The 24,742-nt window shown below is 60.9% G+C and carries 29 protein-coding genes; 17 read left to right on the top strand and 12 right to left on the bottom strand.

Going from position 1 to position 24,742, the window contains the following annotated elements; translation table 11 throughout:
• The first annotated feature begins 99 nt into the window (after positions 1-99).
• The 6 genes from RBR25_RS00970 (at position 100) to RBR25_RS00945 (ending at position 4,978) form a co-directional block, all read left to right on the top strand.
• Positions 100-828: a flagellar hook basal-body protein gene (locus RBR25_RS00970; RefSeq protein ID WP_432817647.1), complete on the top strand. Its 729-nt coding sequence runs from the start codon at positions 100-102 to the stop codon at positions 826-828.
• Positions 829-849: 21 nt separating this feature from the next.
• On the top strand, positions 850-1,638 hold the full coding sequence (gene flgG / locus RBR25_RS00965) for a flagellar basal-body rod protein FlgG (protein ID WP_432817646.1): 789 nt from the start codon (positions 850-852) through the stop codon (positions 1,636-1,638).
• A gap of 162 nt (positions 1,639-1,800) precedes the next feature.
• Entirely contained in the window at positions 1,801-2,745 is a 945-nt protein-coding gene (flgA, locus tag RBR25_RS00960; protein WP_432817645.1) for a flagellar basal body P-ring formation chaperone FlgA, read from the top strand.
• A 2-nt stretch (positions 2,746-2,747) separates the two neighbouring features.
• A complete protein-coding gene (locus RBR25_RS00955) occupies positions 2,748-3,437 on the top strand; it encodes a flagellar basal body L-ring protein FlgH (protein ID WP_432817711.1) in 690 nt (229 codons plus the stop codon).
• 21 nt (positions 3,438-3,458) lie between these two features.
• Complete coding sequence (locus RBR25_RS00950) at positions 3,459-4,559, top strand: flagellar basal body P-ring protein FlgI (protein ID WP_432817644.1); 1,101 nt, start codon at positions 3,459-3,461, stop codon at positions 4,557-4,559.
• A 59-nt stretch (positions 4,560-4,618) separates the two neighbouring features.
• On the top strand, positions 4,619-4,978 hold the full coding sequence (locus RBR25_RS00945) for a rod-binding protein (protein WP_432817643.1): 360 nt from the start codon (positions 4,619-4,621) through the stop codon (positions 4,976-4,978).
• A gap of 56 nt (positions 4,979-5,034) precedes the next feature.
• Here RBR25_RS00945 and RBR25_RS00940 read toward each other — a convergent pair whose 3' ends face one another.
• Positions 5,035-5,814: a PP2C family protein-serine/threonine phosphatase gene (locus RBR25_RS00940; protein ID WP_432817642.1), complete on the bottom strand. Its 780-nt coding sequence runs from the start codon at positions 5,812-5,814 to the stop codon at positions 5,035-5,037.
• A gap of 40 nt (positions 5,815-5,854) precedes the next feature.
• Complete coding sequence (ttcA, locus tag RBR25_RS00935; protein ID WP_432817641.1) at positions 5,855-6,646, bottom strand: tRNA 2-thiocytidine(32) synthetase TtcA; 792 nt, start codon at positions 6,644-6,646, stop codon at positions 5,855-5,857.
• Between the two features lie 115 nt (positions 6,647-6,761).
• Between ttcA and RBR25_RS00930 the strand changes: the two genes are divergently transcribed.
• The gene (locus RBR25_RS00930; protein WP_432817640.1) at positions 6,762-7,211 is read left to right on the top strand and encodes a Crp/Fnr family transcriptional regulator; all 450 of its coding nucleotides are present in this window, start codon (positions 6,762-6,764) and stop codon (positions 7,209-7,211) included.
• A gap of 72 nt (positions 7,212-7,283) precedes the next feature.
• Here RBR25_RS00930 and ccsB read toward each other — a convergent pair whose 3' ends face one another.
• The 3 genes from ccsB to RBR25_RS00915 form a co-directional block, all read right to left on the bottom strand.
• On the bottom strand, positions 7,284-8,126 hold the full coding sequence (gene ccsB, locus RBR25_RS00925) for a c-type cytochrome biogenesis protein CcsB (protein WP_432817639.1): 843 nt from the start codon (positions 8,124-8,126) through the stop codon (positions 7,284-7,286).
• Positions 8,127-8,156: 30 nt separating this feature from the next.
• Positions 8,157-9,521 (bottom strand): cytochrome c biogenesis protein ResB, encoded by a 1,365-nt coding sequence (gene resB / locus RBR25_RS00920; RefSeq protein WP_432817638.1) that lies wholly within the window; start codon positions 9,519-9,521, stop codon positions 8,157-8,159.
• Positions 9,522-9,607: 86 nt separating this feature from the next.
• On the bottom strand, positions 9,608-10,009 hold the full coding sequence (locus tag RBR25_RS00915) for a hypothetical protein (protein ID WP_432817637.1): 402 nt from the start codon (positions 10,007-10,009) through the stop codon (positions 9,608-9,610).
• Positions 10,010-10,353: 344 nt separating this feature from the next.
• Here RBR25_RS00915 and RBR25_RS00910 point away from each other — a divergent pair, with 344 nt between their 5' ends.
• The 9 genes from RBR25_RS00910 to RBR25_RS00870 all read left to right on the top strand — a co-directional run bounded on the left by RBR25_RS00910 (position 10,354) and on the right by RBR25_RS00870 (position 18,654).
• On the top strand, positions 10,354-10,935 hold the full coding sequence (locus RBR25_RS00910) for a MarR family winged helix-turn-helix transcriptional regulator (protein WP_432817636.1): 582 nt from the start codon (positions 10,354-10,356) through the stop codon (positions 10,933-10,935).
• A gap of 116 nt (positions 10,936-11,051) precedes the next feature.
• A complete protein-coding gene (locus RBR25_RS00905) occupies positions 11,052-12,233 on the top strand; it encodes a quaternary amine ABC transporter ATP-binding protein (protein ID WP_432817635.1) in 1,182 nt (393 codons plus the stop codon).
• Positions 12,233-13,072, top strand: coding sequence for an ABC transporter permease (locus RBR25_RS00900; protein WP_432817634.1), 840 nt, complete (start codon positions 12,233-12,235; stop codon positions 13,070-13,072). Before RBR25_RS00905 ends, RBR25_RS00900 begins: the two co-directional genes overlap by 1 nt.
• Before the next feature lie 36 nt (positions 13,073-13,108).
• Entirely contained in the window at positions 13,109-13,258 is a 150-nt protein-coding gene (locus tag RBR25_RS00895; RefSeq protein ID WP_432817633.1) for a hypothetical protein, read from the top strand.
• A 239-nt stretch (positions 13,259-13,497) separates the two neighbouring features.
• Entirely contained in the window at positions 13,498-14,382 is an 885-nt protein-coding gene (locus tag RBR25_RS00890) for a glycine betaine ABC transporter substrate-binding protein (RefSeq protein WP_432817632.1), read from the top strand.
• 28 nt (positions 14,383-14,410) lie between these two features.
• A complete protein-coding gene (locus RBR25_RS00885; protein ID WP_432817631.1) occupies positions 14,411-15,754 on the top strand; it encodes a hypothetical protein in 1,344 nt (447 codons plus the stop codon).
• Positions 15,755-15,802: 48 nt separating this feature from the next.
• Complete coding sequence (locus RBR25_RS00880) at positions 15,803-15,988, top strand: hypothetical protein (RefSeq protein WP_432817630.1); 186 nt, start codon at positions 15,803-15,805, stop codon at positions 15,986-15,988.
• A gap of 103 nt (positions 15,989-16,091) precedes the next feature.
• Positions 16,092-17,846 (top strand): histone deacetylase family protein, encoded by a 1,755-nt coding sequence (locus RBR25_RS00875; protein WP_432817629.1) that lies wholly within the window; start codon positions 16,092-16,094, stop codon positions 17,844-17,846.
• 52 nt (positions 17,847-17,898) lie between these two features.
• Positions 17,899-18,654 carry a GAF domain-containing protein gene (locus RBR25_RS00870; RefSeq protein WP_432817628.1) on the top strand — a complete coding sequence of 252 codons (756 nt, stop codon included), beginning with the start codon at positions 17,899-17,901 and terminating at the stop codon, positions 18,652-18,654.
• A gap of 31 nt (positions 18,655-18,685) precedes the next feature.
• Here RBR25_RS00870 and RBR25_RS00865 read toward each other — a convergent pair whose 3' ends face one another.
• Positions 18,686-19,717: a rod shape-determining protein gene (locus RBR25_RS00865; RefSeq protein WP_092055619.1), complete on the bottom strand. Its 1,032-nt coding sequence runs from the start codon at positions 19,715-19,717 to the stop codon at positions 18,686-18,688.
• Between the two features lie 178 nt (positions 19,718-19,895).
• Here RBR25_RS00865 and rnk point away from each other — a divergent pair, with 178 nt between their 5' ends.
• The gene (gene rnk, locus RBR25_RS00860; RefSeq protein ID WP_092055622.1) at positions 19,896-20,321 is read left to right on the top strand and encodes a nucleoside diphosphate kinase regulator; all 426 of its coding nucleotides are present in this window, start codon (positions 19,896-19,898) and stop codon (positions 20,319-20,321) included.
• 266 nt (positions 20,322-20,587) lie between these two features.
• On the opposite strand, the gene RBR25_RS00855 is transcribed toward rnk, so the two are convergent.
• The 6 genes from RBR25_RS00855 to RBR25_RS00830 form a co-directional block, all read right to left on the bottom strand.
• Positions 20,588-21,811, bottom strand: coding sequence for a YbfB/YjiJ family MFS transporter (locus RBR25_RS00855; protein WP_432817627.1), 1,224 nt, complete (start codon positions 21,809-21,811; stop codon positions 20,588-20,590).
• 120 nt (positions 21,812-21,931) lie between these two features.
• Positions 21,932-22,810 carry a hypothetical protein gene (locus tag RBR25_RS00850; protein ID WP_432817626.1) on the bottom strand — a complete coding sequence of 293 codons (879 nt, stop codon included), beginning with the start codon at positions 22,808-22,810 and terminating at the stop codon, positions 21,932-21,934.
• Between the two features lie 35 nt (positions 22,811-22,845).
• Positions 22,846-23,883, bottom strand: a complete 1,038-nt coding sequence (locus tag RBR25_RS00845; protein ID WP_432817625.1) for a PilC/PilY family type IV pilus protein — start codon at positions 23,881-23,883, stop codon at positions 22,846-22,848.
• 53 nt (positions 23,884-23,936) lie between these two features.
• The gene (locus RBR25_RS00840; protein WP_432817624.1) at positions 23,937-24,152 is read right to left on the bottom strand and encodes a hypothetical protein; all 216 of its coding nucleotides are present in this window, start codon (positions 24,150-24,152) and stop codon (positions 23,937-23,939) included.
• A 27-nt stretch (positions 24,153-24,179) separates the two neighbouring features.
• Positions 24,180-24,317 (bottom strand): type II secretion system protein, encoded by a 138-nt coding sequence (locus tag RBR25_RS00835; RefSeq protein ID WP_432817623.1) that lies wholly within the window; start codon positions 24,315-24,317, stop codon positions 24,180-24,182.
• Positions 24,318-24,321: 4 nt separating this feature from the next.
• Complete coding sequence (locus RBR25_RS00830; RefSeq protein WP_432817622.1) at positions 24,322-24,708, bottom strand: type IV pilus modification PilV family protein; 387 nt, start codon at positions 24,706-24,708, stop codon at positions 24,322-24,324.
• Positions 24,709-24,742: the final 34 nt, after the last annotated feature.

The raw sequence follows: 24,742 nt of genomic DNA, 5'->3' as shown, positions 1-24,742 counted from the left end.
GCATGCGTCGCTTTTTTTTTGAGCGGCAAAGAAATCCCTAAAGGAATGGGGCGTGAGCGCCGATAACATGGGCAAGATGAGAACTACAGCGAGGTAGCCATGAGTTCAGGAAAATACGCAGCGCTTTCGGCGGCCCGGACCGCCATGCAGAGCCTCGATACCATCACCCACAACATGGCCAACTTGCGCACTTCCGGTTACAAGCGGGGACGCGTAGCTTTCGCCGCGGCGCTCAGCGAAGCCCAGTCCTGCAACCAGGGAAAGGGGCTCAACTTCGCCAAGGGGCAGGAAGGTTTCAGCGATTTCTCCCAGGGTGTCATCACCACCACCGGCCAGCCTCTTGATCTGGCCATCGCCGGTTCCGGCTACTTCAAGGTCGGCGATGATCTCGGCAACGTTTTTTACACCCGCCAGGGCAATTTTTCACAGAACACCGAAGGCAACATGGTCGCCGCCGGCGGCTTCAAGCTGCTCAACGAGGGGAACGCGCCGATCGTCATCGACGGCAAGGTCAAGATCATCGGTGAAGACGGCACCATCCAGATGGAATCGGGCGCGACCGCGAAAATTCCCCTCTACGAACTGGACGACAGCACCCTGCTGGAGCGCTCCGGCGGCGCCTACTTCACTCTGCAAGAGGGTGCGGCGGTCGAACCGTCGCCCAACTCCCGGGTGATGCAGGGGAGCATCGAGGAATCGAACGTGAGCATCCTGCAGGAAATGGCGCGCATGGTGGAAATCCAGCGGGTCTTTGAAAACAGCCAGAAGGCCATGCTCAATTACAGCACCATTTCCGAAAAAATTAACGAAATCGGCATACTCGCGTAAGAAAGCGAAGGAGGATAGACTATGATCAGGTCACTGTGGACCGCCGCGACGGGGATGGAAACGCAACAGCTGAATATGGACGTGATCGCCAACAACCTGGCCAACGTCAACAGCAACGGTTTCAAGAAGAGCCGCGCCGATTTCCAGGACATCCTCTACCAGACCAGCAAACTGGCGGGGGCCACGGCGGCTGGCGGCGGCGAAGTTCCCACCGGTATCCAGGTCGGTCTGGGTTCAAAAGTAGCGGCGGTGCAGAAGGTCTTCACCACGGGCGACATCCGCACGACCAATAACGAACTCGACCTGGCCATCGAGGGGGAAGGCTTCTTCCAGGTGACCCAGCCCAACGGTGAGATCGCCTACAGCCGCGGCGGTGCCATGAAGATGGACAGCACCGGGCGCATCGTCACCTCCGAAGGTCTGGCTATCGAGCCGGAAGTCGTCATCCCGGCGGGCGCGACGCAGATCTCCATCGGTTCCGACGGCATCGTCGAAGTGCTCGAAGACGGCAGCAACACCCCGACCGAGGTGGGAACCATCGAACTGGCCCGCTTCAGCAACCCGGCCGGTCTCAAGAGCCTCGGCCACAATCTCTACGGCGAAACCGTCTCCTCCGGCGCGCCGGAAACGGGCATCCCCGGCGAGAACGGCATGGGTTCCATTTCCCAGGGCTACCTGGAAGGTTCCAATGTCAGCATCATGGAAGAGATGGTCAATATGATCGCCGGCCAGCGTGCCTACGAGATCAACTCGAAGGCCATCCAGACCGCCGACGAGATGCTGCAGATGGCCAACGGACTCATCCGCTAGGCGAAAAATTTCTAACAACGAACCACGAAACTCAGGAGTCGGAATGGGGAGAGAGGGCCGAGCCGGCCGTCTCGAACCCGAAATCCGGTTCCTGAGTTGCGTTTTTGGCACGCCAATCGCAGTGCTTATGGGGCAAGACCAACCTCAGTCGCAAGGAACGCCATGCCACAGCTCGTACCGATTGCCCTGCTTCTTTTGTTCCTGTTTGGCGCTGCCGGCGCCTCGGGCCAGGAAATCTCCTTGCGTTCCGACGCCTTGGTGGCGGATGCCATGGTGACCCTGGGGGAACTGGCCGAGCTTGACGCGGAAACCGCCCCCTTTGCCGAACTTCAGCTCATGCGGAGCCCGGAACCGGGGCAGGAGCGCACTCTCTCCGCCGCGCTGATCCGCCAGGCCCTTCTGCAACGGGCTCCCGAACTGAATCAGGCGACCTGGGCCGGTGCGCAGACGGTGACGGTGCGCCGCGACGGCCTGGTCATCGATCAGCCGGCGTTGGAGAAACTCCTTTCCGGTTACCTGGAGGCCAACCGGGAGCGTCTGCCCAAGGCCCGCATCGCCTTCAAAAATATGCAGTTTCCCCCGAGTTTCGTGCTGCCCAAAGGCAAGCTTGCGACCGAAGTGATCCCCGCCGATTCGCGCATTCTCGGCAGTCGGCGCTTTACCGTGATCTTTCGGGTGGATGGGCAGGTCGTGCGCAATCTCAGCCTGCGCGGCGAACTCGAAGCCCTGGCGCCGGTGGTGGTGGCCGCCGCCGATCTCGACCGGGGGACGATTCTGAATGAGGCGGATCTCGATAGGGTGGAGATGGATCTGACCTCCCTGCGTAACCCCTGTCTCGACCCCGACGAGTTTCTCGGCAAGAAGCTCAAACGCCCGGTGCGTCAGGGAACGCCCCTTGATCCGGCGACGGTGGAGATGCCGCCGGTCGTTAGCCGGGGGGAGACGGTCACCATTCTGCTCCGTCGCGGGACGCTGAGTCTGACGGCCCGGGGCCAAGCCCTGCAGAACGGACTTCGGAACGAAACCATCCGCGTGCGCAACAACGACAGCCAGCGGGATATTTCCGGGCGGGTCGTGGAACCGGGCGTGGTCATTGTGGAGCAGTAATGATGAAACGATTGGCGGCAATAGTAATCTGCGGGCTGGTTCTCGGCGGGTGCGCCCATCAGACCAGGCCTCTCAGCGAGACCGAGGAGTTGCCCGACGCCTCGTCGGTGGTCATCGAGCCCCCGAAACCGGCGAGCCCCGGTTCCCTTTGGACCCAGCAACAGGGAAGTCTCTTCTACGATACCAAGGCGCGTTCGGTGGGGGATATCGTGACCGTAGCCATCTACGAGCGGGCCAGCGCCAGCAAGGAAGCCAAGACCAGCACCGGTCGGTCGAGCAGCATGTCGGCGGATATCTCCAAGGCTTTTGGCCTGGAGCGCAATATGGCCACCATCAACAAGGCGATCGATCCCACCGCCCTGGTTTCAGCCGGTTTCGACAACGATTTCGAAGGGTCGGGACGGACTTCGCGTAAAGAAGATCTCATCGCCACCCTGACCAGCCAAGTGGTGGAGGTCTATCCCAACGGCAATCTGCGCATCTCCGGAGCGAAGACAGTGACGGTCAACAACGAAAAGCAGATCGTCAAACTCACCGGCATCGTGCGGCCCAAGGACATCTCGGCCCAGAACGTGGTCAATTCGGAAAATATTCTCGATGCCCGTATTGCCTATACCGGCAAAGGGGTGCTCAGCGACAAGCAGAAACCAGGTTGGCTGATGCGCCTTCTCGACAATGTCTGGCCCTTCTGAACCACGATGGGGAACCTTTCTATGAAAAAGCCTCTTGGCCCTTTCGCTCTCTGCCTGCTGCTGCTGCTTGGCGCCGTTCCCAGCGAGGCGGCGCGCATCAAGGACATCGCCACCCTCGAAGGAGTCCGGGAAAACCAGCTGGTCGGCTATGGCCTGGTGGTCGGCCTGAACGGCTCGGGGGACAGCGATAAGACCCAGTTTACCGTGCAGTCGCTGGTCAACATGATGGAACGTCTCGGCGTCACCGTCGATCGCGAGGAGGTCGAGGTCGACAACGTGGCGGCCGTCGTCGTCACTGCGGCTCTGCCCCCCTTTGCCCGCGCCGGCAGTACCATCGATGTCCAAGTCTCCTCAGTCGGGGATGCCGACAGCCTCGTCGGCGGCACTCTGCTGATGACCCCTCTGAACGGGCCGGACGGCCAGGTTTACGCCGTCGCCCAAGGGCCGCTGGTGGTCGGTTCCCTGGCCTTCGGCGGCAAGGCCGCCAAGGTGCAGACCAACCATCCGACGGTGGGCAGGATTCCCGGCGGGGCCATTGTCGAGAAGGAGGTCGGTTACGAGTTCGGTACCGGCGAGGTTCTGGTTTATCGCCTCAAGACCCCCGATTTCACCACTTTGACACGCATGAGCGAAGCCATCGCCGGGCGCTTCGGCGGCAGCATCGTCCGCCCGGTGGACAGCGGCAGCCTGCGCGTCCTCATCCCCGACGACTATCGCGGCCGCGCCGTGGAGTTCGTGGCGGCGTTGGAAAGTCTCGATGTCACCCCCGATCTGGCGGCGCGGGTGGTGGTCAACGAAAAGACCGGCACCATCGTCATGGGCGAGGATGTTCGCATCTCGACGGTGGCCGTTTCCCACGGCAACCTCAGTCTGGTGATCAGCGAAGAAGCCGAGGTTTCCCAGCCTGCGCCCTTCTCCCAGGGGCAGACGACGGTGGTACCCCGGACCACCATCGAGGTCTCGGAAAAGGACAGCGAACTGGTGGTGCTCGAAAAAGGGGTCAGCATCGGCGACGTGGCCCGCAGCCTGAACGCCATCGGCGCCACCCCCCGCGATCTCATCGCCATCTTCCAGGCGATCAAGGCCGCCGGGGCGTTGCATGCGGAGCTGGTTATTCTGTAATGCGGAGTGATGAATGATGGGAGGGCGTTTCCGATGAGAACCAGCGATAGGGGGGTGTCATGAAATTGACTCAGGTCGATCCGAGTTTGCTCGTCGCTCAGAATCTTAAAGCGGCCGCGAAGGACACAGCCACGCAGGACGACGCGGCGCTGCGCCAGACCTGCCGGGAGTTCGAGGCGATTTTCGTCCAGTCGATGTTCAAGGCGATGCGTTCCACCGTCCCCGCCGGCGGCCTCTTTCCGCGCGGCATGGCCCAGGATTCGTTCCAGGACATGATGGATCTCGAAGTTGCCAAGGCTTCGGCCGAGCAGGGCCGGTTCGGCATTGCCGAGGCCCTCTATCGTCAGCTGCACCGGGATGTGGAGGTCGAGGGTGCCGCGAACCTTGAGGAATCCGTTCCACCCCCCGCCGAAGATTGAAAACCACATTCAGCCGCATTCCGGCCCGGCGGCTGCCGCTGGTCCGGCGGAATCCCTTATGACACGGAGTAAGCAGAGAGCGGGTCGTGAAAGTCGGCGACGATGGCGGTGCAGTCGTCCTTGAGGGTTTCGGCGGCGCCGAAGGCGGCGATGGCCCGGTAGATCTCGTCGAGGAATTCCAGGTGATCCCCCTGGAAGGAGCGCAGAGACGCTTCCAGGCGCCCGTAGCCGAAGAATTCGCCGAGGTCGTTGTTCGCATCGGTGATGCCGTCGGTGGTGAGCAGCAGACGATCCCCCTTGAGGAACTGGAAGGAGCACATGAACATTTCCGGATCGTCGAAAAAGCCCAGAGGAACGCCGGTGGGCAGGAGATGGAAGATTTCGTCGCCGCGGCGCACCATCGGGGGAACATGGCCGGCATTGACGTAGCGCATGCTCAACGTCGCCGGATCGATGACGCTGAAGAAGAGGGAGGAGGAGAAGAGGTAGTCGAAACGGTCGGAGCGGGTGGCGAAGGAGCGCAGGAAGCTGTTGACCCTGGCCACCGTCTCCAGGGGGGTACACTGGCGCGCGGTGGCGTGGTGCAGGTAGCCGTAGATCAGGGACATGACCACCGAAGCGGTGAGCCCGTGGCCGGTGACATCGCCGAGAAAGATCACCTGGCAGCCGTTGGGGGCGGTGAGAAAGTCGAAGTAATCCCCGCCCAGGCCGATGGCCATGCGGTTTTTCACTCCCAGACAGCACCAGTCGCAGGTCGGGGAGTTCTTCGGCAGCAGCAGTTGCTGAATCTCCCGGGCCAGATCGATGTCGAAGACGATATGGTCGGCGCTTTTCATTATTCCCCCGTTTCCCGCACTATTCATCACTGCGACCATTCTACACTATATCGGGCTGCTTGCCGAGGGGCGCGAAGGGGGTCAGGCGAGGATCCATGAGATGCCGGGGCTGGACGTTGCCGCAGGCGCTGAGCAGGCTTCGGCGCAGCTGGGGGTTTTCCCGGGAAAGTTCGGCGATCAGCTGTTTCATGCGCTGACGCTTCTGATCGACGGCGCCGACCACCGGGCAGGAACAGCAGACGATGGGAAAGCCGTTGCGCGCGGCGAACTCGGCGATGTCGGCTTCCTCCACGTAAACCAGGGGACGGATTACCGTATGGCGGCCGTTGTCGGCGAGCAGGCAGGGACTCATGGCCGCCAGGGTGCCGATGTAGAACTGGTTGAGGAGCAGCGTTTCGATGACGTCGTCGAGATGATGACCGAGGGCCAGCTTGTTGCAGCCGAGGCGGTCCGCCACGGTGTAGAGGACGCCGCGCCGCAGGCGGGCGCAGAAGGCGCAGTAGGAGGAGCCGGGGCGCAGCTTGGCGTCGATGATTTCCGCGCAGTCGGTACTTTCGAAGTGCTGGGCGAAGCCGTGCTCGCGCAGATGCTTCTCGATATGCTCCTTGCGGTAGCCGGGAAAGCCCGGGTCGACATTGACCGCCACCAGCTCGTAGCGCACCGGCGCCCGCCGGCGCAGACTGTCGAGAATGTGCAGCAGGGTGTAGGAGTCCTTGCCGCCGGAGATGCCGACGGCAATACGGTCGCCGTCTTCGATGAGGTTGAAGTCGCCGATGGCCTTGCCCGTCAGTTTTCTGATCTTGCGAAAGAGCTGGTCTTCGATAAGGGGCACGGGGTCTCCGGAAAATCCTTGAATACCGGGGCTTCGGGACAATGGTTTTGCGATGAGTGCGGGCTTAAAATTTGCAGCGGATTGAGCGTTGCTGACCAGAAGGAGGACTTGTCCCATGCCCGTCGCCGGACTTCGCAGGCTCTTCCCTTTTTTTAACAACCTGGAGAACGAGGAGATCGAGCGTTTTCTCTCCTGTTGCCGGCGGGTCAGGGCCGAGGCCGGAACCGTTCTCTGGCAAGAGGGAGAGACCGATAACTTCACCGCTTTCATTCTTTCCGGCAAGCTCGGCATCAAGAAGCGAACGGAATTCGGCGGCGGCCAAGTGGTCGTCGGACTCTATGGGCCCGGCTCGATTGCCGGTGAACTCTGTCTGCTGACCCGCAATCCCCGTACCGTAAGCGCCGAACTCATCGAAACCGCCGACCTGCTTCTTTTGCACAGCGGAAAATTCGAAGAGATGCTTTGCCACTATCCCCAACTCGGCCTTGCCCTGCTGCGGCACATGTTTTTGACCACTGCCCGACGTCTCAGCAAATCCTACGAACGTATTGCTTCGATCTTCTGACACCCCTGGGGCGTGGAGTAAACGCCTTTCCTCGCCTTTCCCTCACCCCTTACCCCTTACCCCTCACCTTCCCTAACTCCCGTAGGAGTGCAGGCCCGCGAGCAGCAGGTTGACGCCGAGATAGCAGAAGATTGTTGCGACGAAGCCGATGACCGACAGCCAGGCCGCCTTGCGCCCGACCCAGCCCCGGGTGAAACGGGCATGCAGGAAAGCCGCGTAGATGAACCAGATGATCAGACTCCAGGTTTCCTTCGGGTCCCAGCTCCAGTAGGTGCCCCAGGCGTAGTTTGCCCAGGCGGCGCCGGTGATGATGCCCAAAGAGAGCATGGGAAAGCCGAACATGATCGCCTTGTAGTTGATGTCGTCCAACACCTTGGCGCTTGGGAAAATCCCCGTCAGCCCCTGCTTGTCCCCTTTGCGCTCTTCGCGCCCAATCACCAGCAGATACATGATCGATGCCCCGCAGGCGACGGCGAAACCGGCGTAACCGAGGAAGCAGGTGATGACGTGGTAGGTCAGCCAGTTGCTCTGCAGGGCCGGCACCAGCGGCTGGATCTGGGCGTTTAAGCCGAGCTGCGCCCAGATCATGAAGATGAAGGCGAAGGGGATGACGAAGGCCCCGACCGCGCGCTGTTTGTACTTGAAATCCATGAGCAGATAGCAGAGAGCGATGCTCCAGGCGAAGAAGACCACTGACTCGTAGAGGTTGGAGAGGGGTGCCTGCTCAAAGCCCAGGGCGTAGGCCTCGCGCCAGCGCAGGCCGATGGCCAGGGTGTTGGCGGCGAAACCGGCCCAGACCGCCCCGGTCGCGGCCAGGGCGACGGCTCGGCTGCGACTGACGAGGTAGATGATGAAGAGCACCATCGCGGCGAAATAGGCGATGGTCGTGATATTGAAAAAGAGGGAACTGGTCATGATGGCATTCTCCGTGGATTAGCGCGAAGTTCAGGCTTTGATGGCGTCGTTGGTTCGTTGTTTCAGATCATCGAAAAAGAGAGCGAAGGCCGGCTGGTTGCGATGGGCGTTGCCGCCGAGAAGAATTTTCGAGCCTTTGCCCGCCGGCACGATGCACGCCCAGAGGCGGCGGTGCGAGAGGGTGAAGGCGGCGATGGAGCCGAGCACCAGCAGAGCGCAGCCCAGCCAGACCACCCAAACCCCAGGGTCTTTTTTCACCTGCAGGCCGGTGTAGTGTTTCTGCTGGTAGTCGAGCAGGGCGAAGCTGAAGGGCGAGTCCTGCTTGCCGCCGAAACCAGGGAAATTCTTTAGCACCACGAAGGGCGCTTTGTGCAGTCCCTCCGGGGTATTGACATGCATTTCCACCGCCGGACCGAACTGCCCGTAACTGTCGGTATAACCAGTCACAGCAAAGGAATAGCCAGCGGAGAGGGGATAGTGGCGGCCCTCGGTGACCGTGACTTCCCGCACCTCGCCGCTCGCCTTGTCCGTGATTTCAAGGTTCAGTTGGGGATTGCCGGCTGGGCCGAAGCTCGACTGGTAGAAGGTGATCCCCTTGTATTTCAACGGGTCGTTGACGACAACCTTGCGATTGCTGACGACCTCCTCGCCGTTGTCGATGATATTGAGGATGCTCATGTACTCTTTGGGGCGATTGGTTCCGTCATAATAGGTCACCGCGAAGTCGTCGCAGCGCACCGTGAAGCCGAGATCCAGAGGCTCTTGCCCGCCCGCGGTCCAGACCTTGTCGGTCGAAGTTCCCTCCTCGATGGAGACGAAAGCCTTGAAGCCCCAGAGATTGCCGATGATTGCCCCGACGAAGATGATCAGGATCGACAGGTGGGTCACATAGACCCCGAAACGCGACCAAGGATGTTTTTCGGCGTAAAGGTGGATGCGTCCGTCGGCCTCGGTCGTTACCGGGGCGGCCAGCGCCTCGCCGAAAAGCGGAGCCAGGCGGTCGCGGGCGGCTTCCGGAGCCAGCGGCACACGCAGTTCGTGGCGGTTGCTCAGGCTGTTGTAGTGGGCGTCATCGGCGACCGTCAGGGGCTCGAAAACCTGCTTCCAGACCCTGGGCAGACGCTTCAGCGAGCAGGTCGTGAGGTTGACGGCGAAGATGCCGAGCAGCGCCAGGAACCACCAGGAGTGGTACATATCATAGAAGTTCAGCAGGTCGAAAAGGCGATGCAGGGTTTCACCGTACATCTGCTGATATTCCTGGGGAGAGCGGTTCTGCTGGATGAGCGTGCCGATGATCGAGGTGGCGGCGAGCAGGATGAGGAGAATGATGGAAAGTTTCAGGGAAGCGAAAAAATCCCAGAGGCTATAGAGAAAGGAACGTTTTTGTGTCGTCACGGGGAAGACTCCTAGCGAAAACGAGGTCGAGCGACGGGGCCGGAACGGACCCGGTCCGGAAATCGGCGTCGGACGGGGACGGGCGGCTAGACGATGAGGACCACCGTCCCCAGATGGCGCTGCGCCAGAAGAGGGCCCAGCACCCAAGGCTCGTGGTAATCCCGGACCGGTTCCCGGGGGGGTGCCCCCCAGGTCGCGAGGTTGCGCGGCGGCTTGGCGGCGGTTGGCGGCAACGGCCCCGAAAGGGCGGCGCGGTGCGGCGGGGTCTGGGAGAGGAGGTGGAGCTGTCCATCGAGACACCGGCCGTGACAGGTCCCGGCTTTGTCAGCGAAGAGCGGGCAGGGGGAAAATGCGTTTTCCGGTGCGTGGTGGGCGTGCTCTTCGGCCGCAGCGCATCCGCCGCAGACCAGGGTCAGCGCCACGCTGCTCATCACATAGAAGAGCAGGATCAGTCCGGACAGATGTTTAGCAAGCCAGTATCGCACCAAGGAAGCTCCATTCCCATATGTCATAAAATTTAACCGGATTAGTCAGCTGGACGCAATAGTCAATGGAACAGTCCATTACTGCGCATTCCCGCGAGAGACTCAGTCGTTGCGCACGATGTCGATCCGATAGCCGTCGGGGGCGGCGGGAAAACGAAAACCGAAGCGAACCCCCGGTCAGCCTTTCAGGGGGCTGTGTCGCGGGAGCGGCAGCGATTTCGAGTGCCGCGCATCATGCCACAGCTTGGCTGAGAAGAAAAGACAGGTCGGTTTTTTGACAGGGAGAATGGTTTGTGTTATAAACGTTTGGATTCAAACTATTGGATTCGAATGTTTCAGGAGCAGTCATGGAAATCAGGCAGGGTCTGCAAGATACGGGGTTGACGGAAGAAAATCACGCGGGAGAAGTCATCCCTCTGCACGAGTCCCCCACAATTCCCGACAGCCAGTATGATTTGCGTATCCTCCAGTCGTTACGGCGTATCATCCGGGCGATTGAAATCCATTCGCATAAGCTGGCGCACAGCTACGGCATTACCGGGCCGCAGCTCTCCTGCCTGCTCGCCATCCGCGATCAGGGGAAGCTTACCGCCGCCCGGCTGGCCAAGATCGTTTATCTCAGCCCCAGCACTCTGGTCGGTATCCTTGATCGGTTGGAAGAAAAGGGGTTGGTCAGCCGCTCTCGCAGTCCCCGTGACCGTCGGCAGGTGCTGATCGAGGCGACCCCTTCCGGGGCGGCGCTGGCCGCCGACGCGCCCTCGCTGCTCCAGGATACGCTTAGGGATTCCCTGGCGGCCCTGTCGGAACTGGAGCGGGTCTCCATCTCCCTCTCCCTCGAAAAAGTCGTTGATCTGATGGAAGCCCGCAACATTTCCGCCGCGCCGGTTCTGGAAACCGGACCGCTGAACCCTCCCGCCGGAGAGCCCTGACGGTTCTCTTTCTTCCTCGTTTGTCGCTTACCTCCGTACCGCTCGTTTTTATCTGAAGCCACCAGGGAGTTCCGGGCGGGTCGAAGTGCTTTGCTCTCTTCCCGCCGGTCATTGTCATGCATCCAAAAATAACCGTTGAAAATCTCTACAAAATATTTGGTCCGTCGGCGAAGTCGGGGATTGCCCTGCTGCGCCAGGGGCTCGGCAAAGAACGTTTGCTGCGCGAGCACGGCCTGGCCGTCGGCATCAACAACGCCTCCTTTTACATCGACCCCGGCCAGTTCCTGGTCGTCATGGGCCTTTCCGGCAGCGGCAAGTCGACCCTCATCCGCTGTCTGAACCGACTCATCGAGCCGACCGCCGGAAAAATTCTCATCGACGGGGTCGACGTCACCACCCTGGACGAAAAAGCCCTGCGCGAGGTGCGACAGCACAAATTCGGCATGGTCTTCCAGAAATTCGCCCTCTTTCCCCATCGTACGGTGCTCAAAAACGCCGAATACGGACTGGAGATCCAGGGGGTCGCACCTGAGGAGCGGGCCCGCAAGGCGCTGGAATCCCTCGACCTGGTTGGACTCAAGGACTGGGCCGATGCCTATCCCGAACAACTCAGCGGCGGCATGCAGCAGCGGGTCGGCCTGGCCCGGGCGCTGGCCCTCGACCCCGATATTTTGCTCATGGACGAAGCTTTCAGCGCCCTCGATCCGCTGATCCGCCGGGAGATGCAGGACGAATTGCTGGCCCTGCAGAGCCGGGTGAACAAAACCATCGTCTTCATCACCCACGATCTCGATGAAGCCCTCAAGCTCGGCGATACGATCATTATCATGAAGGACGGCGTCATCGTCCAGCAGGGGACGCCGGAGGAGATTCTCACCAGCCCCGCCGACGATTACGTGGAGAAGTTCATCGAAAATGTCGATGTCTCCAAGGTGCTCACCGCCGAAACGGTCATGCACAAGGCCACCGCCGTGACCTTCCCCAAGGACGGTCCCAAGACCGCCCTGCACAAAATGAAGGAAATCGGTACTTCCAGCATCCTGGTGGTGGATAAGGAGCGGCGCCTGCTCGGCATTGTTCACGCCGAGGAGGCCTCGCGCCTGGCCAAGAGCGGCGCAACCAGTCTCGAAGCGATCATCGTCCGCGACATTCCCCGGGTCGAGCCGGGCACGCCCCTGCAAGAGCTCTTTTCGATCGAATCCTTCCCCGTGGTGGTCGTCAATGAAGAACAAAAGCTCAAGGGGATTATCGTCCGCGGCGCGTTACTGGCTGCCATGGCCGAAGGGAGGAACAACTGATGGAGATGCCGCTGCCCAAATTCCCCCTCGGGGCGATGGTGGAAAGCACCATCGATTTTTTCACCGAACATTTCGCCTTCATCACCAAAGGGCTGTCGAAGATCACCGAAGTCGGCATCGAGGCCCTGGTCGACGGCATGCTCTTTCTTCCCCCTTGGCTGTTGATCCTGCTCTTCACGGCCCTGGCGTTCTGGCTGAGCACCCGGCGCATCGCCCTTTTTACCCTGTTGGGGCTGCTTTTCGTCTGGAATCTCGGGCTCTGGGAGCCGACCGTTTCGACCATCGCCCTGGTCCTCATCGCCACTTTGGTGGCGGTCGTCATCGGCATCCCCATCGGAATTATGGCGGCCCTGTTTAACCCCGTGCATCGGGTGACCATGCCGATTCTCGACTTCATGCAGACCATGCCGGCCTTCGTCTATCTCATCCCGGCCATCCCCTTTTTCGGCCTCGGGCCGGTTTCGGCGATTTTCGCCACGGTGATTTTCGCCATGCCGCCGGCGATTCGCATGACCTGCCTCGGCATCGAGCAGGTGCCGGCCGATCTCATCGAGGCGGCCGACGCCTTCGGCTCGAACCGTTCGCAGAAACTCTTCAAAGTCCAGCTGCCCCTGGCCAAGGGGACGATCATGGCCGGTGTCAACCAGACCATCATGCTCTCGCTGTCGATGGTCGTTATCGCCGCCATGATCGGTGCCGGCGGCCTCGGCGGCGAAGTCTGGAAGGCGATTCAGCGGCTCAAGCCGGGGATGGGCTTCGAAGCCGGTCTTGGCGTGGTAATCGTCGCCATCATCCTCGATCGCATTACCCAGCGTATCGGTCGCGACGCCCGCGGCTGATTTGGTTTACGCCCCGAAAAGAAAGGATTATTGCCCATGAAACGACTATCCCTGCTCGCCGTCGCCGCCTTCGGCCTGTTTTTGTTCAGCGCCTGCGCCGGGACTCAAGGAGCGCCGGAAAAAGGGCCCCGGGTCAAATGCCCGGCCTGCGGCTATGAGTTCAACGTGCCGCCCCAGGGTCGGTAGGTGATGGCGTCGCAAAAACTCACCAACTGCTGCGTTGCTGCAATCGGCTCGCTGCTTCGACGTACGTAAGTACGCCTCATTGCTCGCTAATTGCGCGCCTTGCATTTGGCGCTTTTTGCTTAGCCATCGAATCTTGATGATTTTTGCGAAAGCATCGTTAGTGGGCTGACGACAAACGCGGCATTTATGCCAAGCCGCAGAACGACTGCCATCTACCCCTTCTTAGGAGGAAGTACCCCATGAAACGTATTCTGCTCATTACCCTGCTCTGTTTCACTTCGTTGCTTTGGGCCTGCACCCAGGAGCAAAACCCTGCTGACGGCACGAAAGCGGTCGCGCCGGCGGCCAAGAAAGAGGTGACCCTTGTCTATGTCGAATGGGTCGCCGAGGTTGCCAGCACCAACGTCATGCGTGTCGTTTTGGAAGAACTCGGCTACGAGGTGAAAACCCTGCCGGTGGGCGCCGCCGCCATGTGGCAGGCGCTGGGCAGTGGCGATGCCGACGCCATGACCTCGGCCTGGCTACCGACCACCCACGGCCATTATCTGGAGGAAGTGCGGGAGACGGTGGAAGACCTTGGCCCGAATCTCGTCGGCACCCGTATCGGCTTGGTCGTTCCCGAGTATGTGACGATTGACTCCATCGCCGAACTCGACGCCCATGCCGACAAATTTTCCGGCCGCATCATCGGCATCGACCCCGGCGCCGGGATCATGAGTCTCACCGAAAAAGCCGTCGAGGAGTATGGGATCAAAAACCTGCGTCTGGTGGAAGGCAGCGGCGCGACCATGACCGCGGCCCTGTCCGACGAGATCAAGAACAACAACTGGGCGGTGGTCACCGGCTGGACGCCGCACTGGAAATTCGCCCGCTGGGATCTCAAGTATCTGGAAGATCCCCAGGGGATTTACGGCGGCGAAGAGACGATCAACACCATCGTGCGCAAGGGTTTGAAGGAGGAGATGCCCGAGGTCTACGCCCTGCTCGACCATTTCAACTGGACCGCGCCCCAATGCGAGGAACTGATCGCCGCCAACCAGGAAGATGGCGCCGATCCCTACGTCAACGCCAAGTCCTGGGTGGAAAATCATCGTGATCTGGTCAACGGTTGGCTCGGCAAGTAAGGCCGCATAAATGAAGAGGAGGACCCCCGTGTCGACATCTCTACGCCTGCCTTTGCTTCTGTGTTTTTTGGCCTTGATCGCCCTGCCGTTCCCGACCCTGGCCGGGGAGACGGTCCCTATCGAAGAGTTCAACGCTTTAAAGGCCCGGGTCGCCGAACTGGAAGCTCTGCTCCTGCGCGGCCAGGGGGTGATGCCGACGCCCGCTCCCCAGGCCGCCGCCGCGCCGGTCACGGCCGAACAGAAAGCCGAAGCTCCCTCGGAAAGCGAAACCCTTGCCGTCGCCGTGACCGAGAAAGAAGGCGAGACGACGGATCATCTCAAAGTCGGCGGCGCCCTGCGTTTCAACTACACCTACAACGATGATGATCGCTGGCATGAGGACGGCAAGGAGAAAGGGGGGGATTTCAAGTTCGATCTCTTCCGGCTTGACGTCAACGGCTCGTACAGTGATGTGAAACTCTCCGCCCAGTACCGGTTCATGGAGGATCGGCATTTCATTCACCACGGCTGGCTCGGCTACAATTTCAGCGATGAGACCGGCGTACAGCTTGGCCTGACTCAGGTTCCTTTCGGTCTGCTCCCCTATGCCTCGCACAACTTCTGGTTCGGGCTTCCCTACTATCTCGGTTTCGAGGACGACTACGATCTCGGTCTGAAGGCGATTCATCAGAACGGTCCCTGGGATCTGCAACTGGCCTTTTTCAAGAACGCCGACTTCGGCAACGCCTCTGATCTCGACCGCTATTCCTACGACATCGTCAAGGAAAATGATCAGAACAACGAGGAGAGCAACCAGTTTAACGCCCGCCTCGCCTACCGTCTCGACCACGGCGATCTGGGTGATACCGAACTTGGCGTCTCCGGGCAGTGGGGCCAACTCTACAATGGCGACACCGGCCGCAACGGCGACCACTGGGCCGCCGCCGCCCATGTCAACGGCACCTATGGGCCCTTCAACCTGATGCTCGAGGTCATCGAGTACGAGCACAATCCGAAAAATCCCGCTGGAGTCGACGACAAAGTGGTGCGTATGGGCGCCTTCGGCTGGGGGCATGACGTCGCCGCCAAGGGGACGGTCTACGTCGCCGGATTGAGCTACGACGTGCCGGTGAGCTGGGGGCCGGTCAGCAAGCTGACCTTTTATAACGACTACAGCCGCTTGGTGAAGGCCGAAGAAGATTTCGAGGATTCGGAGATCAACACCCTCGGCTGCCTGGTCACCGCCGGTCCCGTCTACACCTACATCGACTTCATCATGGGCAAGAACGCCACCTGGATCGGCAGCATCGGCGAAGACGGCTTCGGTGCCGGGCGCCATCGAGATGAAGGCTGGAACACCAAGTTCAATATCAATGTCGGTTACTATTTCTAGTCGGAAAAATTTGGTCAAAACGGTGCTTCACCGTGGGGGAGGCCCCTGGTGAGTCTCATTATCGCGATCCCCATCGGGGTACTCTGTCTCTACCTTTCCTGGTTGTGCATCGGCAAGAACTCGCGGACCAGCCTGGTTCTCTTTCTGGTCGGTTGCGGTGCGCTGGGCGGCAGCTTTCTGATGATCCTGATCAGTTGGCTCTTCTGGCCCGAATTCACCTCCGCCATGCCCTGAACCGTGGCGCCCCGTTCGATACGGGGCGCCGTTTTTCGCTTCTGTCCATTTCTCCGACCTAGGTTAGAATGAAAGGGCATCCTTGCTTTTCTGACGAGGCCCCATGTTCATCATCCGCCGCTTTTTCGACGAAGTCGCGCCGCGCAACCGCGAGGCGCTGCGCCAGGTCCAGGCTATCCTCCGCGAGCAGTTTCCCGCGCTCAAGCCGGAGGATGTCGACAAAATTCCCGAACTGTTGCGCAATCCCCTCAAGCACCGCTTCCGCTCCATCCTCTATGTCGCCGAAGACAGTCGCGGCACGGTGACCGGCTTCGCCCTCCTCTCCCACGAACCGGAACTGCACTTTGCCTACCTCGACTACATTTCAGCGGCCAAGGCGGCCACCGGCGGCGGTATCGGCGGCGCCCTCTACGAACGGCTGCGCGAGGAAGCGGTGGTGCTCGGTTGCCGGGGGATTTTTTTCGAGTGCCTGCCCGACGATCCGGCCCTGTGCCGCGACCCGGAAACCCTCGCCCAGAACCGGGCCCGACTCAAATTCTACGAGAAGTACGGTGCCCGTCCCATCGTCGGGACCGCCTACGAGACGCCGGTGAAGCCCGGCGACGATAATCCCCCCTATCTCGTTTTCGATAATCTGGGGCAGGAGCGGCCCCTGCCGGCAGCAGAGGCCCGGCGCATCGTTCGTGCCATTCTCGAACGGCGCTATGGCCACCTCTGCTCCCCGGCTTACATCGATATGGTGGTCACATCCTTCCAGGACGATCCGGTGCTTCTGCGTCCGCCCCGCTACCGGCGCAAGACGCCGACGGTGGCCGAGGTTGCGGTGAGCGGCAAGCTGCGGCGCATCCCCCTGGTGGTCAACGATCAGCACTCCATCCACCATGTGCGGGAACGGGGTTACGTCGAGGCGCCGGTGCGCATCGACGCCATCCTCAAAGAACTGACGCCCCTGGGGATGTTCGAGCGGACGGCGCCTGCGGATTATCCCGAGCGGCACATCCGCGCCGTGCATGACGGAGCCTATGTCGATTACTTCAAGAAGGTCTGCGCCAATCTCGGCGGCGACCGTTCCCTCTACCCTTACGTCTTCCCCATTCGCAACCAGGCGCGGCCGCCGAAGGAGTTGGCGGTGCGCGCCGGTTATTACTGCATTGATACCTTCACCCCCATCAACCGCAACGCACAGCTGGCCGCGACCCGGGCCGTGGACTGCGCCCTGACCGCCGCCGACCGGATTCTCGCCGGGCACCGCCTGGCCTATGCCTTGGTGCGCCCGCCCGGACATCATGCCGAAGTGCGGGCTTTCGGCGGTTTTTGCTACTACAACAACGCGGCGGTGGCGGCCCATTATCTGAGCCGTTTCGGGCCGATCGCCATGCTCGATATCGACTATCACCACGGCAACGGCCAGCAGGTGATCTTCTACGGGCGCAAGGATGTGCTGACAGTTTCCCTGCACGGACATCCGAGTTTCGCCTACCCTTATTTCAGTGGTTTCGAGGACGAAAAAGGGGAGGGGGAAGGACTCGGCTTTAACCGCAACTACCCGCTGCCCGAGACGATCGATTTCGATCTGTATCTGAAAACCCTGGACAAGGCGCTGCGCAAGATCCGCATCTTTCAGCCGAGCTATCTGGTGCTTTGCCTGGGGCTGGATACGGCCAAGGGGGATCCCACCGGCACCTGGCCTTTCACCGCTGCGAATTTCGAAGTTTTGGGACGGAGGATCGGCGCTTTGCGCCTGCCGACCCTGGTGGTGCAGGAAGGGGGCTATTATACCCGTCGGCTCGGCGTCAATGCCCGGAACTTTTTCGTGGGGTTATGGTCCGGAGCCTTCCCGCAAGAGAAGGATTCCTGATATACATTAAGCGAATCTTGTGAACGCTGATCCATAACCCTGGGAGTCATCTATGGAATCCTTCAACGCATCGGTCATGAAACTGGTCGGTCTCGCCGGTTTTCTCGAAGAGCAGGGTAATTTCGACGAAAGCCTCAATGAGATGGCGGCGCTGGCGGCCAATCTGCTCGATTCGGAGAACTGCTCGCTGATGCTGTTTCAAGACGAGGGGGAAGATGAGCCGGTCATGCGCATCTACGCCAGTCACGGCTATCTGCCGGCGGCGGCCTACACGGAAAAGGCTCGGCACAAGGAGGGAATCGCCGGGCAGGTGGCGGCCACCGGCCAGGCCCTGCTCATCCCCGATATCGAGCAATCCCCCTTCGCCCCCAAGGCGCGCTGGCCCGAGCGTCGGCACAAGGGCTTTGTCTCGGCGCCGATCTTCATCGGCGGCAAGGTGGTGGGGGTGATCAACGTCAACTCCCCGGCCGATGACCGCACCTATGGCGAAAAAGACCTCTATCAGCTCACCACCGTCGCCCTGGTCGCGGGCAAGTCGATCCAGGTGCGCCAGTTGCAGAATCTGCTGCGCAGCCGCTTCGCTCAACTCGCCGTGCTCAACGAGGCCAACGCCGTGGTCGAGGATGCCGTCGAGGCGGCGCTGAAGAATCCGGCCTTTCTGGCGAAAAGTTTCGGGCGGGCGTTTTACCGGGAACTGCGCAAGGCGGGCTTCAGCAACAACCATATCATCAACGCCGCCACCGAGGTTATCGCCCAGCTCAGCGAACGGGTGGAGAAGCATCGGGCAAGAGGGGAGGAAGAAGGCTGAAGGCTGAAGACTGAAGGCTGAAGGGAGTTGCTCAGTCGTGTTTTTCCAGGCGGCGGAGGACGCTGAGATAGTCGAGGACCCGGGCCGCGCCGAGGACGCTGCCGGCGAGGGGTTGGGGGACGCGGGCGACGGGCAGGTCGATGTGTTGGGCGAGGCGTTCGGCGAATCCCGGCAGGAGGGAGCCGCCTCCGGCCAGAAGGACAGCGCGGTCGAGATGGTCGATGGTGGCGTCCGCAGGGATTTTCCCGATGGCGGCGGCGATGGCGGCGAGCAATTCGTCGAGGGGGGCTTGCAGGGCGGCGGCGATTTCCTCGGCGTCGACGACAGCCTCTTGCGCCGTGCCCTTTCGAGGGTTTCGGCCGCGAATGCGCAGGCTGCGGCAAGGGGCTGTGCCCCCGCAACGGCCCAGGGCTATCTTCATCGCTTCGGCCGTCGGCGGGGCAATGCGCAGCTCGCGCGTGCGCTCCAGGTGGTCGCTGATGGCCTGATCCAGGGCCGCGCCGCCGATGTGCAGGCTGTGCTGATGCTGGATGGCGCCGGCGGCGACCAGTACGACTTCCGTCAGGTCGGCGCCGATATTCACCAGCAACTGTCCCGCCGGTTCGTCGATGGGCAAATCGGCGCCGATGGCGGCGGCCAGGGGCGTGTCGATGAAGTAGACCTCTTGAATCCCCACCCTATGGAAGAGATCCTTGGCCTGTCGCCGCTCCGCCGCCGTGGCTTGGGTGGGCAGGCCCAGCACCGCCCGCCGGTGGCGACCCGGCAGAAAACGCGGCAGCTTGGCGAAGAAGGCTTCGAGCATCGCGGCCGCTGCCGGCGGGTCGGTCACCGCGCCGCCGCGCAGCGGGGCGGTCACGCGCACGCCCCGGGGTTCCCAGCCCCAGAGGGCCTTGGCTTTTTCCCCCACGGCCAGGATTTCTCCCGACGCCGTCAGGGCGATCAGCGAGGGTTCGGCCAAGACCAGCCCCCGGCCCTTGCGCCAGATGCGGGTGAAGGCGCTGCCGAGATCGACGGCGAGGTCGTCGGCAAAGTGATCGAGAATCGGGTCGAGAAAGTGGGACATGGCGCGGCGCTCGGCATGGAAAAACGGGTGAAGGTCAGACGCCGGAAGTCTAGCATCGACAAACGGAATTTTGAAGAGGAATGGGGATCGCCCTTGCCTAATGGGGCAAAGTCTGTATGATGCCGGGTTTTATCCGGTGAAGGGGAGAGCCCCCAGGCCGCGAAAGGAGATAGATATCATGGCCCGAGCCAAAAAGGAAAAACCGATCTACATTACCGAATTCGATCTCGAACGTCTGGAGCGACTGCTGGAACAGACCGGGCGCGGCGCCCGCACCGCCAAGCACTTAGAGGCGCTGGAGGACGAACTGAGCCGGGCCGAAGTGGTCGAGCCCAAGGATATTCCCGCCAACGTCATCACCATGAACTCGCGGGTGCTGCTCAAGGATCTCGACAGCGGCGAGGATACGGAGTACACCCTCTGCTTTCCCGCCGAGGCCAATCCCGCCGAACGCCGGGTCTCCATCCTCGCTCCGGTCGGCACCGCGCTGATCGGCTACCGCACCGGCGACACCATCACCTGGCAAGTCCCCGGCGGCGCCCGCCGCTTCAAGGTCGGCAAGATCCTCTATCAACCCGAGGCGGCGGGGGATTTTCATCGATAGGCGGCGGATTGAAATGGCTGTTTGCAGGGGGTAAAAAATCGATCTCACCACAGAGGGCACAGAGAACACAGAGGAAAAACAAGGAGTTAAGGCTTGATGTTGGAAGGTCGGGGGTGCCTGATTGCTGGGGTTTCGCTTGATTTGATTCTGATTTTGATTTCTCTGTGTCCTCGGTGTTCTCTGTGGTGAAAAATCTGGTTTAGCCTGTAGGATGCGGTGACGAAAGGAACCGCATCTTTTTTTGGGCGGACTCGTAGGGGGTTTGTTCAATGTGGCTCCGCCGGTTTCGGCAGCAGGCTGGTTAGCAGGGCCGCCAGGGCGGTCGAGGCGGCGGAGAGGAGGTAGGCCGGGGCGAAGCCGCCGACCGCCTCGGCGAGCATCCCGGCGCCGGAGGGCCCCAGGGTTTGGCCGATGGCGAAGCAGAAGGTGAGCAGGGAAAAGGCCGCCGCCGCTCGCGACAGACCGAGATAGTCCCCCACCGCCGCCGCCATGATGGTCGGAATGGCGAACATCCCCAGCCCGTACAGCACCACCGAGACGAACATCGCCCAGGGGCCGAAGCCCGATCCGGCCAGGCCGTAGGCCGCCGTTTGCAGGATGAAGACCGCCATTAGCCCCCATTTTCGGCCGATGTGGTCGGAGAGGGCGCCGAAGCTCACCCCGGAAAAGATCGCGAAAAATCCCACCCACGACCAGAAGAGCCCCGCCGTCCCCTCGCCGAAAGCATATTCCTCCACCAACGTCGTGACGATGAAGGTGCCGTAGATCAGATAGGTGGCGCCGAAGATCGCGTAAAGCAGCCCGAGCTGCGCCAGCACCCGCCCCGCCCCCGGCGCTTCGTGGGGTATCAGCTCAGCCTCGCGCGGCGCCTGAATGCGGCCGACCGGCTCCAGGCCGAGATCGGCCGGGTCGTTGCGCAGGAGCAGGCCGACCACCAGGGCCAGCAGCAGAATGAGGCCGCCGAGGATCAGCCAACCGGCGCGCCAGCCGTCGGCGCCCAGCACATCATTGAGGTAGGGGATAAGGAAGCCGGAGAGGATGATGCCGACGCCGTTGCCGGCGACCATCAGCCCCGCCGCCCGCCCGCGTCGTTCGCGGCGGAACCAGTGGGAAACGAGAACCATGATCGGGATATTGGCAAAGCCGCCGCCGACACCGACCAGGGCGTAAAGCCCGACGATGACGACGAAACTGCTGCTTTGGCTGATGCCGAGCAGGGCCAGGGCGATCAAGGCCAGGGCCAGGGAAATGAGCAGACGCGGCATGACCCGGCGCAGCACAAAGGGAACGAGAGCCACCGACAGCAGATAGCCGACGAAGTTGCCGGTGCTGACGAAGCCCATGCGGTCGTAGCCGAAACCGAGATCGGCGCGCATGGCCGGCAGCAGCATGCCGAAAGAAAAGCGCGCCAGCCCGAAACAGCAAAAGAGCGTCAGCGCGCCGCAGAGGGCGATGATCCAGGCATAGTGGAAGGGAAGGGGTCGTTTCATAATCGGCCAATTCCGGGTTCGGGCTGCAAAGGGAGGGCTAAATTAGCATCCCGAAAGGGAATTTGGCCAATGAAAAAAGGCGGCCGGAAAGGCCGCTTTTTTTCATTGGGGGTGTCGACGTCAGCGAATTTGGCGCCAGAAAAATTGTTTCAATCGAGCATCGTCGCCATCGGATAGATCTTCTCCGAAGGCGTTAGGACCTCCACCACCTCCACCACCTCCACCACCTCCACCACCTCCACCACCCTGGGCAATCCCGAGGAGTTTAGGGCCACCGGGGGCTTCTATGATACTCGGAGGGGAGGGGATGCCAGTTCCTACCTCTTTGTCTCGCCCATCTGGGAATCTCCATTCACCGGTCATGTAATCGATGGCGTAAAGCCGAGCATCCCCCATATCCACGTTGCTGGTGCAGGGGTCGGAGGAGCTTTCGGTGTCGGTGCCGGGGGTGTAGGTCGTGAAATAAAGCACCTTGTTATGAAGAAGTGGCGAAGAGACGACTTTTTCCCCCGGTCTCAAGCGAATGAACCAACCCTTTTTTTCCGCCAGAGCCGCCCGGATTTCGGACTTTTCCTCTTCGCTACCGAGTTGAATTCTGTTGTCGGTCACATCGACCAGATCGGCTGGGGTCAGCGTCTTGTACTGGGGCTCAGTGCCGACGTCGGTATTGACCCAGGTGCTGGGGATGGCATAGATCGCATTCACAAAGTCGGTGTCGGTGGGATCTTTCCGGTCGCCGGTGCCGATGTAGAGCATTTCGCCGAAGGCCGCGGCACCTACTTCCGGTGCGTACATGAACTTTTGCCCGAGTTTGATCGTTTGGCCGGCGACCATCAGGGTCGCGGGCAGATCGAAGAGCCGATGTTTTTCCCAGACCCCTGTTTGCTCCTTGTCGCGCAGGGCCAGAATATTCCCTCCCAGATCGCCGGCATAGATGATGTCGTCATGGCCGTCAATGTCCCGGTCGATGGGGCTGGCGTCGAGGATGCTGTGGGTCATGGTCGACCAGAGTGCTCCGTTTACATTCAGACCGGTCACTTCGCCGGTGTCGGGGTCGATGGCGAAAATGGCGCGACCGGCCGTATCCGTCGCGGCGGGGATTCCGTATTGTCCTGATTCTCGGCGTCATAGCCGCCGGTGAGGAGCAGCAGATCATGGGATTCCTCGCCGATCTTCAGTTTGATCTCATGCGGACGGGACCACGACTGCCCCAGGGTCGCGCCAATCGCGTCGATTTCCATTTCGCCGTCGTCATCCCAGTCCAGTTGGTCCAGGTGCGCTTCGTTGATGGCATATTTGTAAACGGGTTGCAGGGGGTTGGTAATGTCGAGGGCATGGTAGTACGGTCCCCCCCGGCGTTCGCCGAAAAAGAGCAGGGTGCTGTCTTCCCGTTCGATGACCGAAACCGAACCGTCGACGAAATAGTCATGACCGTCGTCGAGTAATTTTTTCAGGCGGGAAAGTTGATCGGGGGGAATGAAGGCCCAGAGTTCTTCGCCGGTATCGCCGTCGAAGGCGTGCAGCATGCCGTCATTGGCGCCGACATAGATATACGATTTGCTTCCGTCGTCAGTACCGTCCGCATTGGAATCGAAGGGAATTTTTTGTACGGCCGGTCCCGAATGGACGATGTCGCCCAAGGGCCAGTCCTGGTCTTCGGCGCGAACCGAGGTGATGATGCCGTCACGCAGGGCGGCGCTCACATCGAGCAGCCCCTCGGTGATGAGGGGATTATCCACGCTGAAGCGGTTGTCGGCATGGGTCAGGTTGGTGGAGTTGCCGGTGATGAAGGTATAGAGGTTACGGCTGTCGTTCGTGACCAGTTTCCCACCGGCGCCTCCTTGGTCGACGTTGTAACCGTCAGGAGACGTCGACCACAGGGATTGGGCCGTCGCCTTGAACGTGCCGTTGGCGTTGAGCGCCGGTTGATCGTTGGCGTCGAGAATCTCCCCGGCATCATCCAGTTTAAATGCTTTGAGGTTCCCCTGCCAGCGGCCGCTCTGCTTGGGTTTGAAGAGCCCGAAATAGATCCGGTCGCCGGCGAACATCTGATTGTTGTCACTCGGCGGCACGGTGGGCGCGACAAAGGAGGCGTTGTGCTCTTGAATGCTGTCGAAGGCGTTTTTCAGTTCGTCGGAATTTTGGGCTGTGAAATATTCTCCTCCGGCAACGAGCCGTTGGCGAATTCGAAGGTAACCCGCTCTTCGGCACCTTCTTCGATCTCGCCGCTCAGATCTTTATCGAGGATCAACCGCAACTTGGTGGCCGTCGCTTTTTCAATGCCGTTGAAGTCTTCTTGCTCCATGGGATTCAGCCCCGCCTCACGGAGTATCCGCACCATCTTGTCGATGGTTTCGCGACCGGCGGATTACAGGTCAACCGTCTTGTCCTGATTGGAAAGCGTGTCGCTCAGGTTGATAAAAGACGAAACGACAAGCCAGCCGATGATCCCGACTATCGCCATGACGACAATCAATTCGATCAGGGTGGTCCCTTTTTGGCCCATATGCTTATTCCCGAACCAGCCTCTTGAGTGAAAAATTGTGCGATTCCGACGTCACCGTAATCCAGATATGGTCCGGCTTTTCCGGGTCACTAGGACCGAGGACACGATAGAACTCGCAACTTTCAGGCGCGCATTCATAGGTGCAGACTAGGTCACTTTTCGGGTCGGTGTTCCCAGGGCAGGCGTCGAGATTGATCAGGGTGTCGACCGGGGTGTTCTGCAGGATTTCCAGTTTTTCCTGGGCGAGAAGTCGGGCTTCCGTGATGGTCTGGGATTTGGAGTTGCCGCGAATTGCGGTAATGACCATGGTCAAAATGGCCATGGTCGCAATCGTAAAGATCACCAGGCCGACCAGCAATTCGATGAGGGAATAGCCTTGACCGTTCTTCAAGGGTGAAAATCTTCGATCCACCGGCAACGTTCTT

Origin of the sequence: Trichloromonas sp. (assembly GCF_034006665.1) — a bacterium.
Lineage (GTDB): Bacteria > Desulfobacterota > Desulfuromonadia > Desulfuromonadales > Trichloromonadaceae > Trichloromonas.
This window is presented reverse-complemented; position numbering and strand designations above follow the sequence as displayed.